The sequence below is a fragment of the Leifsonia tongyongensis genome, from assembly GCF_010686705.1.
Lineage (GTDB): Bacteria > Actinomycetota > Actinomycetes > Actinomycetales > Microbacteriaceae > Diaminobutyricibacter > Diaminobutyricibacter tongyongensis.
In genome coordinates, this window is sequence record NZ_JAAGWY010000001.1 from 248,801 (window position 1) to 262,638 (window position 13,838).

Annotated in this window: 7 protein-coding genes; all 7 read right to left on the minus strand. The window is 65.3% G+C overall.

Annotated features, from left to right (window positions below):
* Positions 1–78: 78 nt before the first annotated feature.
* On the minus strand, positions 79–591 hold the full coding sequence (locus G3T36_RS19640; RefSeq protein WP_240148217.1) for a type II secretion system protein: 513 nt from the start codon (positions 589–591) through the stop codon (positions 79–81).
* 168 nt (positions 592–759) lie between these two features.
* Positions 760–1,989 (minus strand): type II secretion system F family protein, encoded by a 1,230-nt coding sequence (locus G3T36_RS01335; protein WP_163287620.1) that lies wholly within the window; start codon positions 1,987–1,989, stop codon positions 760–762.
* Entirely contained in the window at positions 1,989–3,890 is a 1,902-nt protein-coding gene (locus G3T36_RS19930) for a type IV pilus twitching motility protein PilT (RefSeq protein WP_275689958.1), read from the minus strand. Before G3T36_RS19930 ends, G3T36_RS01335 begins: the two co-directional genes overlap by 1 nt.
* A gap of 34 nt (positions 3,891–3,924) precedes the next feature.
* A complete protein-coding gene (locus G3T36_RS01345; protein WP_163287621.1) occupies positions 3,925–5,595 on the minus strand; it encodes an ATPase, T2SS/T4P/T4SS family in 1,671 nt (556 codons plus the stop codon).
* A 276-nt stretch (positions 5,596–5,871) separates the two neighbouring features.
* Positions 5,872–6,120 carry a hypothetical protein gene (locus G3T36_RS01350; protein ID WP_240148218.1) on the minus strand — a complete coding sequence of 83 codons (249 nt, stop codon included), beginning with the start codon at positions 6,118–6,120 and terminating at the stop codon, positions 5,872–5,874.
* Positions 6,121–6,269: 149 nt separating this feature from the next.
* Positions 6,270–10,145: a DNA-directed RNA polymerase subunit beta' gene (locus tag G3T36_RS01355; RefSeq protein ID WP_163287622.1), complete on the minus strand. Its 3,876-nt coding sequence runs from the start codon at positions 10,143–10,145 to the stop codon at positions 6,270–6,272.
* A gap of 51 nt (positions 10,146–10,196) precedes the next feature.
* Complete coding sequence (gene rpoB / locus G3T36_RS01360; RefSeq protein ID WP_163287623.1) at positions 10,197–13,694, minus strand: DNA-directed RNA polymerase subunit beta; 3,498 nt, start codon at positions 13,692–13,694, stop codon at positions 10,197–10,199.
* Between the last annotated feature and the right edge of the window lie 144 nt (positions 13,695–13,838).

Consider the following 13,838-nt stretch of genomic DNA (forward strand, 5'->3'; position numbering starts at 1 on the left):
TTCGGGGTCTGGGTCGGCTGGGTGATACGAGTTGTGGGGCGCCGGCTAGCCGACGCCCCACTTGATCGCTGGAGCTAGTTAGCCGGCGGTCGAGGAGCAGGCACCTGAGGCGACGCCGCTGGAGGCGGAAATGTGGAAGGCGGTGCCGGTATCTGCGCTCTTTGCGTCGATGCAGAAGGTTGTCGTGTTCGAGCCCGTGAACGCGGTCGGTGCCTGACCGCCCGTGCCGTAGTTAGCGCTCGAGGTCGCGCCGAGAGATCCCAGGGTCGTCGCGGGCGTCGTCGTTGAGTCGACAACCGTGGCGGGTGCGAGCGCCGAGCCGGTGGGAAGCGTCCACGTGTTGTTGTTGGTGTAGGCCGCGACGACAGCGGTCTTGACGTTGGTCAGGTCGGACTTGACCGCACTGTCCTTCGCGTTGTTGCTGATGCCGATGTAGATCGGGATGGCGATCGCGGCGAGGATGCCGATGATGATCACGACGACGAGGAGCTCGATGAGGGTGAATCCCTTTTCTGCCTCTTCGCCCTGGAGAATAGCCTGACGGCGAGCGTTCAGCTTGCCCATGAGTCGGAAGTACATTGCAGTGTCCATTCGGTCGGGTGGATCGGTCGGTCGAACGGCTGAAGTTCCCGTCCGGTGGGTTGATGCTATTTGCCAGCAGATTCTCGGCAGAATCCCACGAGTGGGGGGTTTTTCGTTCAGGTGCTACCCCAGTTAGAGGGAGTCAACTGTCGACATACCCCCAGCTTTGGGGACTGCCTATTTGACGAGAGTGGCGATCTGGAAGATGGGCATGTAAAGGGCAACGACCATTCCGCCGATGACCACGCCGAGGAAACCGATAAGCAGCGGCTCGATGAGCGACGTCAGCGATTCAGTCATCGCCTCGACCTCCTGGTCGTAGAACGCGCCGATCTTCTCGAGCATCGTCTCAAGGGAGCCGGCGTCCTCACCGACTGCGATCATCTGCACGACCATCGGCGGGAACACAGCCTGCTCTGCCATCGGCTTGGCGATCGACTCGCCACGCCGAACCGATTCGCCGACGTCGTTCAGCGCGTTCTCGATCACCCAGTTGCCGGAGGTCTCCCCCACTATTCGAAGCGCCTGGAGGATCGGCACACCGGCGCCGATCATGTTCGAGAAGTTGCGCGCGAAACGAGCGATGGCGATCTTCTTCATGAGCGTGCCGAAGACAGGCAGACGGAACTTCCAGGGGTCGACGAACTTCCTGACCCGCTCTGTGTTCTTGTTCGTGCGCCACCACAGCCAGAAGCCGATGATCAGCACGGCCAGCAATGGCCCGAGCCACACCATCGAATGCGACACGTTGACCAAGATCTGGGTGGGCACCGGGAGTGAGCCACCCAGCCCCTCGAACATCTTCTGGAAGATCGGCACAATGAACACGAGCATGATGATCACAGCAAGGAGCGACATGATCAGCACCGCGATCGGGTAGGTCATCGCCGACTTGATCGTGGATCGGAGCTTGTTCTCCTTCTCGAAGTTCGTCGCGATCGCCTCGAGCGCGCTGTCGAGGAAGCCGCCGGTCTCACCTGCCCGGATCATGCTGATCATCAGTGGCGGGAAGTCGACAGGATGCTTCGCCATAGCGACGGAGAGCGACGTGCCGTCTTCGACGTCGTCACGCACGGCTTTCATGATCTCCGCGAGCTTCTTGCTCTCCGTCTGCTCGGAGAGGATATTGAGCGTGCGCAGCAACGAGAGACCAGACCCGATCATGGTCGCCATCTGGCGAGTCATGATGGACAGGTCCTTCAGCTTCACGACCTTCTGGAATCCGGGGATGCTCAGCTCGCGGTTCAACCCAGTTCCGGCGTTCGCCTGATCGATCGCGATCGGCGTCAGCCCCATCGTGCGAAGTCGGGAGACGACGGCGCCCTCGCTGGGCGCATCCAGCTGCCCCTTGACGACCTTCCCCGCTGAGGTGCGGCCAGAGTACGCGTAGGTCATCACGCCGGCCATCAGCGCACCTGACCAGAGTAGGAGTCACCGAAGTCGATGCCGCTCTCGGCGATCGCACGCGCCGACGCCTCGGTCGGCGATTCGACACGCTGCACGAGCCGGCCGAACCCTTCGGGATCATGGACTTTCTCCATCGCCGCCTTATGGGTAATACGGCCGCTGTTGACCAGGTCGGCCAGGTGCTGGTCCATCGTGTGCATGCCCTGGTCGCGGCCCGCCTGCATCATGGAGGCGATCTGGTAGGTCTTGCCTTCGCGGATGAGGTTGGCGATAGCCGGGGTCATGATGAGCACCTCGGTCGCGACGGCACGGCCGTTTCCGCTCGCCTTCTTGACGAGGGTCTGGCAGACGACGCCCTGGAGGGTAGCAGCGAGCTGTGCGCGCACCTGCCCCTGCTGGTGCGGGGGGAAGACGTCGATCACACGGTCGATGGTCTGGGGCGCATCCTGGGTGTGCAGCGTGGCGAACACGAGGTGGCCGGTCTCGGCAGCGGTCAGCGCGACCGAGATCGTCTCGAGGTCGCGGAGCTCACCGATGAGGATGACATCCGGGTCCTGGCGGAGGACGTGCTTGAGCGCGGCGCCGAAGCTGTGCGTGTCGTGGCCGACTTCGCGCTGGTTGACGATCGCCATCTTGTGGGTGTGCATGAACTCGATCGGGTCCTCGACCGTCACGATGTGGTCGGCACGCGTCGTGTTGACGAGGTCGATCATCGCGGCGAGGGTGGTCGACTTGCCCGAACCGGTCGGACCGGTCACGAGCACGAGGCCACGGGGCAGCTTGGAGAAGTTGCCCACGCTCTCGGGCACGCCCAGCTCTTTGAGCTGCTTGATCTCGGTCGGGATGAGACGGAAGGCGGCGCCGACCGACCCGCGCTGCTGGTAGAAGTTCACGCGGAAACGGGCGTTCGCGGAGATCGTGAAGGCGAAGTCGAGCTCGAGCTCCCGCTCGAACTGCTCGCGCTGGTTCGGCGTCAGGAGGCTCATGAGCGCCGACAGGACGTGCTCGCGATCCCAGGGGGTGGCGTCGCCGACGGGGCGGAGACCACCGTCGACGCGGACCATGGGTGCCGCGTTCACGGTCAGGTGAAGGTCGGATGCGCGCTGCAGGACGACCTGGTGGAGGGCGGCGACGAGATCGGGGTCCGCGTGGCGGAGGGCCTCGCGCTCCACCTCGGTGAGGGTTTCGGTGTCGGAGACCCCCGCGGTCGGGCCGGTGGTGGCCGCGCGGGCGGCTGCCGCTCGGCGGCCTTCGGGCACGACATCAGCGGGGACAGCGGGCGTGGGGGTTGTCGGGGGCTCGAGGGGCTGCACGATCGGCACGGTCCTGGTAGGGCCAGCCGGCGCGGGGAGCTGCGACAGGCCGGGAGCCGCGAATTTGGCCGACGCCGCGAGGGGCTCCGTGGTCGGAGCGGGAAGGCTCGCGGCGAGCGGCTCTGTTGTCGGAGCGGGAAGGCTCGCAGCTAACGGCTCCGTTGTCGGGGCAGAAAGGCTCGCAGCGAACGGCTCCGTCAGCGGGGCAGGAAGAGTCTCGGCGAAGGGATCGGTCGTCGGCGCAGGAACAGTCGAAGCGATAGGCGCCACAGGGGCGGGATAAACCGGTGCCGGCACCTGGGCTGCCGGCGCAGCATCGACGAACGGCACCACAGAGGGCGCGACGTAGGCGTCCGCGGGTGGAGCAGCCGGCGTAAGCGGCGGAGCCGTCGGTGCCGGGAATGGCGAAGGCACAGGCGCCCCCGCGTACGTCGTATCCACCGGCTCACCGAACGGCGCTGGCGCCGACAGCAGCGCGTCGAACGAGGGTAGCGCAGGCTCAGCACCCGGCACCGGGTTCCCGGGGTGCCATCCGTCGGCGTTCGAGCCGGGCGGCGTTACCGGAATCTCGTAGATCGGGTTACTCATGCGATCTCCCCACTCTGCTTGCGCGTCGGACATGTCAGGCCACCACTCTCAGAATCTCGTCGACGGAGGTGAGCCCGAGTTTCGCCTTCTCCCAGCCGTCTTCCCTCAGGGTGAGCATCCCCTGTTCGCGCGCGGCGCGGCCGATCTCGACACTGGATGCGCGCGCGACAGCCAACCGTTCGATCTCTTCGCTGACCGCCATCACCTCGTGAACAGCGATGCGACCGCGGTAGCCGGTGTTCGAGCAGCTTCCGCACCCGACCGGCGCGAAGACCTCGGGGAGCGGCCGGTCGGGGTCGAGCCCGAACCGGAGCCGCTGCAGGTCGTCGACGCTGTATTCGGCGGGCTGCTTGCACCGGTCGCAGAGGCGGCGCGCGAGACGCTGGGCGACCACGCAGTCGAGCGCCGAGCCGACGAGGAACGGCTCGATGTCCATCTCGGTGAGGCGGGTGACGGCGCTGGGCGCGTCGTTGGTGTGCAGTGTCGACAGCACGAGGTGACCGGTCAGCGAGGCCTCGATGGCGATCTGCGCGGTCTCGTGGTCACGGATCTCACCCAGCAGCACCACATCCGGGTCGCTTCGCAGAATGGAACGGAGCGCGCTCGCGAACGTCAGGCCGGCTTTCGGATTCACCTGCACCTGGTTGATGCCCTGCATGCGGTATTCGACGGGGTCTTCGACGGTGATGACGTTGATCTCGGGGCGGGCGACCGCGTTCAGCGTCGTGTAGAGGGTCGTCGACTTGCCCGAGCCAGTCGGACCGGTGACGAGGATCATCCCGTACGGCTTCGAATACGAGGTCTTGTACGTCTCGAAGTTGCGCTCCAGCAGGTTCAGGTCGCGCAGGGTCATGCCGGTGTTCGTGTTGTCGAGGATTCGCATGACGACCTTCTCGCCCCACACGGTGGGGAGGGTCGCGACGCGGAGGTCGATCTGGCGTCCGCCGTGGTTCACCGACATGCGGCCGTCCTGCGGCTTCCGCCGCTCGGCGATGTCGATATCGCTCATGATCTTGAGCCGCGAGATGACACCGTTCTGGATGCTCTTGGGCGCGCTCTGCATGGCATGAAGCACGCCGTCGATGCGGTACCGCACCCGCACATCGTGCTCAGCCGGCTCGATGTGGATGTCCGAGGCGTGGTCCTGGATGGCCTGGCTGACCAGCAGGTTGACGAAACGCACGATCGGCGCGTCGTCATCCCCCGCATCCGCGATGCTGAGCGTGCCCGTGTCCTCGGGCTGGGTCTCCTCTTCGAGGGTGTTCGTCAGGTCGCTGAGCTCGTCATCCGCGCGGATGAAACGGTCGATCGCGTTCTGCAGGTCGCCCGGCTCGGCCACGGCGACCTCGACCTGCATGCGGGCTGCGGCTCGGACGTCGTCGATGGCGAAGACGTTGCCGGGGTCGGCCATCGCCAACAGTACCGTGCCCTCGCTGATGGCGATCGGCAGCACCGAGTGCCGTCGGCAGATCGCACCGTTGACCAATGAGACGGCCGTCCGGTCGACGGGGTAGTCGAGGAGTTCGACGAACGGAACATTCGCCTGGGCGGCTCGGGCGCGCGCCAGCTGCACGTCGCTGATCGCCCCGCGCGCGAGAAGGTCCTGCACGGCGATCTCGTCTGCGGTCGGCTCCGAGGTCACACTGTCGAGGTACTCGATCGGCAGATGGCCGTGAAGGATCAGGATCTCTGTCATGGACGCCACGTGTACCTCCTTTAAAAGGACGATGCCGGGCGGGTCGGGAGTCTCGGCAGGGTGCGGGCGGATCGCGAGGGTAGAGCTTTGCCACCATATTCGGCGCGCCGACACGCACAACAGCCCCGCGATGTGGGGGTAGTGAGACGCGTGCGACTCGCGATACACGGGAGGGCGCGGATGTGGGCCTCGCGGCGCTCCGTGCAACGCCCCGAACTGGGGGCGGCTCAGCCCTGCCGGAACTCAGCGGGGCGGGCTCAGCGGGGCGGGCTCAGCGGGGCGGGCTCAGCGGTGGCGCTGGTCGGCGCGGCGGCTGGCGCCGTACACGAGAACGCCGGCGGCGACAGCGCAGACCATCGTCGTGATCCAGAACGGGAGGGTGGTGGATGCGAAACCGGTGGATGCGCGGATCACCCCGTACACGAACGACACCACCGCGATCGCGAGTAGGGTCCCGGCGACGGCGACCATCGTGCGGCCGACCTGGTCGGTGTGTTCAAGGAGTTGGCGCCACATGCTTCTATCCTCGCGCATCCGCGGTTCCTGCTTCGCCGAGATGACCTGTTCGCGCCGAGATGACCCGCTGCAACGGGTCACCTCGGCTGGACGGGTGACTCTCGGCGGACCGGGGAACGAGGAAGGGCCTCGGCGCATCGCGCCGAGGCCCTTCCTGGTACCGAGACCTAGTTGTAGGTGCCGGGGGTGTAGTCGTCCGAGCTGAAGCTGTCGAAGTCGACGAAGCTCAGGTCGTTCTCGCTGAACGACGAGTCGTCGGCGAAGATGCGGTTCGGGTAACGCTCCGCCTTCGCCTCCTCGGTGGCCTCGACCGTGACGTTGCGGTAGCGAGCCAGACCGGTACCGGCCGGGATCAGCTTTCCGATGATCACGTTCTCCTTGAGGCCGATCAGCGGGTCGGACTTGCCTTCCATGGCCGCCTGGGTCAGAACCCGGGTGGTCTCCTGGAACGACGCGGCCGACAGCCACGACTCGGTCGCGAGCGAGGCCTTGGTGATACCCATGACCTCCTGGCGAGCAGAAGCCGTCTTCTTGCCGGCGGTGAGCGCGGCACGGTTCAGCTCGTTGTACTTCGACCGGTCGACCAGCTCACCGGGCAGCAGGTCGGTGTCGCCGTGCTCGACGACGGTGACCTTGCGCAGCATCTGCCGCACGATGACCTCGATGTGCTTGTCGTGGATCGGAACACCCTGCGACCGGTACACACCCTGCACGCCACCGACGAGGTGCTTCTGCACCTCACGGACACCCTTGACGCGAAGAACTTCCTTCGGGTCGACGGTGCCGACGATGATCTGCTGGCCCAGCTCGACGTGCTGACCGTCCTCGACGAGGAGGGTCGAACGCTTGAGCACGGGGTAGATGTGAGCCTCGTCACCGCTGTCCGGGGTCAGGATGACCTTACGGCTGCGGTCCGTGTCCTCGATGGTGATGCGTCCGGCAGCTTCGGCGATCGGGGATGCACCCTTGGGGGTACGAGCCTCGAACAGCTCCTGCACGCGGGGAAGACCCTGCGTGATGTCGTCTGCGGATGCGGAACCACCGGTGTGGAAGGTACGCATGGTCAGCTGGGTTCCCGGCTCACCGATCGACTGGGCCGCGATGATGCCGACGGCCTCGCCGATGTCGACGAGCTTTCCGGTAGCGAGCGAGCGGCCATAGCAGGCTGCACACACACCGACGGCCGACTCGCAGGTGAGCACGGAGCGCACCTTGATGTCGGTGACGCCGGCAGCGACCAGGCGGTCGATGAGCACGTCTCCCACGTCTTCGCCGGCCTTCGCCACGACGGTGCCGTCAGCGGACACTGCCTCGGAGGCGAGGGTACGGGCGAACACCGAGTTCTCGACGTTGGCGTCGCGGACGAGCACACCGTCTGCACCCGGGGCTGCGATCGGAAGCTCGAGGCCCTTGGTGGTGCCGCAGTCGTCCTCACGGATGATGACGTCCTGCGACACGTCGACGAGACGACGGGTCAGGTAGCCCGAGTCGGCCGTACGGAGAGCCGTGTCGGCCAGACCCTTGCGGGCACCGTGCGTCGCGATGAAGTACTCCGCCACCGACAGCCCCTCGCGGTACGAGGAGATGATCGGACGAGGGATGATCTCACCCTTCGGGTTGTTCACCAGACCACGCATACCCGCGATGTTGCGGACCTGCAGCCAGTTACCACGGGCGCCCGACGTGACCATGCGGTTGATGGTGTTGTCGGCCGGGAAGTTGGCGCGCATGGCCTCGGCGACCTCGTTGGTCGCTTCGGTCCAGATCTTCACCAGTTCCTGGCGACGCTCGAGGTCGGTCGTGAGACCCTTCTCGAACTCGGCGGTGACCTTGGCGGCCTTCTTCTCGTAGCCGGCCACGATCTGCGGCTTGTTCGGCGGGGTGAGGATGTCGCTCAGCGCCACCGTCACACCGGAACGCGTCGCCCAGTAGAAGCCGGCGTCCTTGATGCGGTCGAGTGCTGCTGCGACCTCCACCTTCGGGTACCGCTCCGCCAGGGCGTTGACGATGCCCGAGATGACGCCCTTGTCGGCGACTTCCTCCACGTAGGGGTAGTCGGCCGGGAGCGTCTCGTTGAACAGCGCGCGACCCAGGGTGGTCTCGACGATCGCCGTCACTCCGACGACGCCCTTGTCTGCAGCGTCGCTCGGAACGTAGTCGTTGAGACGGATGCGGACCTTGGCGTTCAGGTCGAGCGAGTGCTGGTCCTTCGCGAGGATCGCCTCGGCGACGGATGAGAACGCACGGCCTTCGCCGACGGCGCCTTCCCTGAGCGTGGTCAGGTGGTGCAGACCGATGATCATGTCCTGCGAGGGCAGGGTCACCGGGCGGCCGTCCGACGGCTTCAGGATGTTGTTCGAGGCGAGCATCAGGATGCGGGCCTCGGCCTGGGCCTCGACCGACAGCGGAAGATGCACGGCCATCTGGTCACCGTCGAAGTCGGCGTTGAACGCCGCACACACGAGCGGGTGGAGCTGGATGGCCTTGCCCTCGACGAGCTGAGGCTCGAAGGCCTGGATGCCGAGGCGGTGCAGCGTCGGTGCGCGGTTCAGCAGCACGGGGCGCTCGCGGATGATCTCCTCGAGCACGTCCCAGACCTGCGGACGGCTGCGCTCGACCATGCGCTTCGCGGCCTTGATGTTCTGAGCGTGGCTCAGGTCGATCAGGCGCTTGATCACGAACGGCTTGAAGAGCTCCAGCGCCATCTGCTTGGGCAGACCACACTGGTGCAGCTTCAGCTGCGGACCGACGATGATGACCGAACGACCGGAGTAGTCGACGCGCTTTCCGAGCAGGTTCTGGCGGAAACGACCCTGCTTTCCCTTGAGCATGTCGCTCAGGGACTTCAGGGCGCGGTTGCCGGTGCCCGTGACGGGACGACCGCGGCGGCCGTTGTCGAACAGTGCGTCGACGGCCTCCTGCAGCATGCGCTTCTCGTTGTTCACGATGATCTCGGGAGCACCGAGGTCGAGCAGGCGACGCAGGCGGTTGTTGCGGTTGATGACGCGGCGGTACAGGTCGTTCAGGTCGCTGGTGGCGAAACGGCCACCGTCGAGCTGGACCATCGGGCGCAGCTCCGGCGGGATCACCGGGACGACGTCGAGGACCATCGCGGCCGGCGAGTTGCCGGTCGCCAGGAACGAGCTGACCACGCGCAGGCGCTTGATCGCACGGATCTTCTTCTGGCCCTTGCCATTGGCGATCTGGTCGCGGAGAAGCTCGGCTTCTGCGGCCAGGTCGAACGCCAGCAGGCGACGCTTGATCGCCTCGGCGCCCATGTAGGCCTCGAAGTACAGACCGAAGCGGTCCATGAGCTCGTTGAAGTCGGCGTCCTCAGGCTTGAGGTCGCCCACCTTGAGGTTGCGGAAGCTGTCCCACACGCGCTCCAGACGAGCGATGTCCTCGTCGTAGCCCTTGCGGATCTGGCCCATCTCCTTCTCGGCGGTGTCCTTGACGCGACGCTTCTGGTCGGCCTTGGCACCCTCCTCCTCCAGCGCGGCGAGGTCGACCTCGAGGCGCTGCAGACGGTCGGCGATGCGCGAGTCGCGCTGGTCGGACAGGGTCTTGATCTCGAGGCGGAGCTCGTTCTCAAGTCCGGGCATGTCGGCGTGACGGCCCTCTTCGTCGACCTCGATCACCATGTAGGCGGCGAAGTAGATGACCTTCTCGAGGTCCTTCGGAGCCATGTCGAGCAGGTAGCCGAGACGGCTCGGGACACCCTTGAAGTACCAGATGTGGGTCACGGGAGCGGCGAGCTCGATGTGGCCCATGCGCTCACGGCGCACGGACGACTTCGTGACCTCGACACCACAGCGCTCACACACGATGCCCTTGAAGCGGACACGCTTGTACTTACCGCACGAGCATTCCCAGTCGCGGCTCGGGCCGAAGATCTGCTCACCGAACAGACCATCCTTCTCGGGCTTCAGGGTGCGGTAGTTGATGGTTTCGGGCTTCTTGACCTCACCATGCGACCAGCGACGGATGTCGTCGGCGGTGGCCAGGCCAATGCGCAGCTCGTCAAAAGTTGTTGCGTCGAGCAATTTTCCTTCTCTCCTGGAAAAAGTGTTTCGTCAGTTGGGTCTTGGCCGGCTTCAGATCTCGTCGATCGACGAAGATTCGAAGCGGGAGGAAATGTTGATGCCGAGCTCTTCGGCGGCACGGAACGCTTCGTCGTCCGTGTCGCGCAGGCTGACCGCCGTGCCGTCGGCCGAGAGCACCTCGACGTTCAGGCAGAGCGACTGCATTTCCTTGATGAGGACCTTGAAGGACTCCGGGATGCCCGGCTCCTGGATGTTCTCACCCTTGACGATGGCCTCGTAGACCTTGACACGGCCGAGGATGTCATCCGACTTGATGGTCAGGAGCTCCTGCAGGGCGTACGCGGCACCGTATGCCTCGAGCGCCCACACCTCCATCTCACCGAATCGCTGTCCACCGAACTGCGCCTTACCACCGAGCGGCTGCTGGGTGATCATCGAGTACGGACCGGTCGAACGCGCGTGGATCTTGTCGTCGACCAGGTGGTGCAGCTTCAGGATGTACATGTAGCCGACCGACACGGGCTCCGGGTACGGCTCGCCGGAGCGGCCGTCGAAGAGCTGCGTCTTGCCGGAGGAGCCGATCAGGCGCTCTCCGTCACGCGTGGGAAGCGTCGAGTCGAGCAGACCTGCGATCTCCTCCTCCAGCGCACCGTCGAACACGGGGGTCGCGACCTTGGTGTTCGGAGCGGCGCTGTGCGCTGCCTCGGGAAGGCGTCCAGCCCACTTCGGCTTGCCCTTGACTTCCCAGCCCTGCTTGGCCACCCATCCGAGGTGGGTCTCCAGGACCTGGCCGAAGTTCATTCGACCGGGGATGCCGAGCGGGTTGAGGATGATGTCGACGGGCGTTCCGTCGGCGAGGAACGGCATGTCCTCGACCGGGAGGATCTTCGAGATGACGCCCTTGTTGCCGTGACGGCCGGCGAGCTTGTCACCTTCGGTGATCTTGCGCTTCTGGGCGATGTAGACCACGACGCGCTGGTTGACGCCGGAGCCGAGCTCGTCGTCGCCGTCCTGCGAGTCGAAGACCTTGACGCCGATGATCGTTCCCTCTTCACCGTGGGGCACCTTGAGGCTGGTGTCGCGCACCTCGCGGCTCTTCTCGTTGAAGATCGCGCGGAGCAGGCGCTCCTCGGCCGAGAGCTCGGTCTCGCCCTTCGGCGTGACCTTTCCGACGAGGATGTCGCCGGGGCGCACCTCAGCACCGATGCGGATGATGCCGCGCTCGTCGAGATCGGCCAGGAGGTCCGGGCTGACGTTCGGCAGGTCGCGGGTGATCTCTTCTTTACCCAGCTTGGTGTCGCGGGCGTCGACCTCGTACTCCTCGATGTGGATCGAGGAGAGCACGTCGTCCTTCACCAGGTTCTGGCTGAGGATGATCGCGTCTTCGAAGTTGTGGCCCTCCCACGGCATGAACGCGACGAGCAGGTTCTTGCCGAGCGCGAGCTCGCCGTTCTCGGTGGCGGGGCCGTCGGCGATGACCTCGCCGGCTTCGATCCGCTCGCCCTCGTTGACGATCACGCGGTGGTTGTACGACGTGCCCTGGTTGGAGCGGTCGAACTTGCGCAGGTAGTAGGTCTGCGTGCCACCCTCGTCGAGCTGGACGGTCACGGCGTCGGCGGACACCTCGGTGACCACACCGGCCTTGTCGTTGATGAGCACGTCACCGGCGTCGATGGCTGCGTAGCCCTCCATACCGGTTCCGACCAGCGGGCTCTCGCTGCGGACGAGCGGCACCGCCTGGCGCTGCATGTTCGCACCCATGAGCGCGCGGTTCGCGTCGTCGTGCTCGAGGAACGGGATGAGCGACGTCGCGACCGACACCATCTGGCGCGGGGAGACATCCATGTAGCCGATCTCATCGGCGGGGATCAGGTCGACCTCGCCGCCCTTCTTACGTGCGAGGACGCGGTCCTCGGCGAAGTGGGAGTCGGCGGTCAGCGGAGCGTTCGCCTGGGCGACGATGAAGTCGTCCTCTTCGCTTGCGGTCAGGTAGTCGATCGTCTCGGTGACCTTGCCGCCGACGACGCGACGGTAAGGGGTCTCGATGAAACCGAACGAGTTGATCCGCGCGAACGATGCGAGCGAACCGATCAGGCCGATGTTCGGGCCTTCCGGGGTCTCGATCGGGCACATGCGGCCGTAGTGCGACGGGTGGACGTCACGGACCTCGACGCCTGCGCGCTCACGGGACAGACCACCGGGGCCGAGGGCCGAGAGGCGGCGCTTGTGGGTCAGGCCCGCGAGCGGGTTGTTCTGGTCCATGAACTGCGACAGCTGGCTCGTTCCGAAGAACTCCTTGATCGCGGCGACGACGGGGCGCACGTTGATCAGGGTCTGCGGCGTGATGGCCTCGATGTCCTGCGTGGTCATGCGCTCGCGGACGACGCGCTCCATGCGGGACAGACCGGTGCGGACCTGGTTCTGGATGAGCTCGCCGACAGCGCGGATACGACGGTTGCCGAAGTGGTCGATGTCGTCGACGTCGAGACGGATCTCGACGGGCTTGCCGTCGCGCACACCGTTGAACGTGGTCTGGTTGTCGTGCAGTGCGACCAGGTACTTGATGGTGGCGATGATGTCCTGGACGGTGAGCACCGAGTCGGACAGCGGAGCGTCGATACCGAGCTTGCGGTTGATCTTGTACCGACCGACCTTCGCCAGGTCGTAGCGCTTCGGGTTGAAGTAGAAGTTGTCGAGGAGCGCGCGTGCGGCCTCGGCTGCGACCTGCTCACCCGGGCGGAGCTTGCGGTAGATGTCCTTGAGGGCCTCCTCCTTGGTGAGGATGGCGTCCTTCTCGAGGGTCAGCTCGATGGACTGGTATCCCTTGAACTCCGAGAGGATCTCGTCGCTGCTGAGGCCGAGGGCCTTGAGGAAGACCGTGACCGACTGCTTGCGCTTGCGGTCGATGCGGACACCGACCTGGTCGCGCTTGTCGATCTCGAACTCGAGCCATGCACCGCGGCTCGGGATGATGCGTGCGGAGTAGATGTCCTTGTCGGACGTCTTCTCCTGGGCACGCTCGAAGTACACGCCGGGCGAGCGCACCAGCTGCGACACGACGACACGCTCGGTGCCGTTGATGACGAAGGTGCCCTTCTCGGTCATGAGGGGGAAGTCGCCCATGAAGACGGTCTGCGTCTTGATCTCACCGGTGAGGTGGTTCATGAACTCGGCCTCGACGTAGAGAGGAGCGGAGTAGGTCTTGCCCTTCTCCTTGCACTCGTCGATCGAGTACTTCTTCTCTTCGAGGAAGGGGTTCGTGAACGAGAGCTGCATGGTCTCGCCGAGGTCTTCGATCGGGGAGATCTCCTCGAAGATCTCTTCCAGACCGGTGTGGCTGGGCAGATCCTGTCGACCCTGCGCCTCAGCCTCCGCGACGCGCGTCTTCCACGCGTCGTTTCCGACGAGCCAGTCGAAGCTCTCGGTCTGCAGTGCCAGCAGGTCCGGGACGGTGAGGGTGTCTGTGATCTTTGCGAACGAGAGACGAGATGCGTTTCGTCCGTTCTTGGGTGATGAATTCGTGGTGGTTGCGTTGCGCGCAGCAGCCAAGGAAATAACCTCCGTGGGCCCCGTCGGGCCTCAGTTACTGTCGGTCAGGTGTGTGGTGTTGTGGACGAGAACTCCCAGGACATCTGTATGCTGGTGCCGATATCTGACCTGTGGTCACAGGCCCGGGCACACGAACAAAATTCG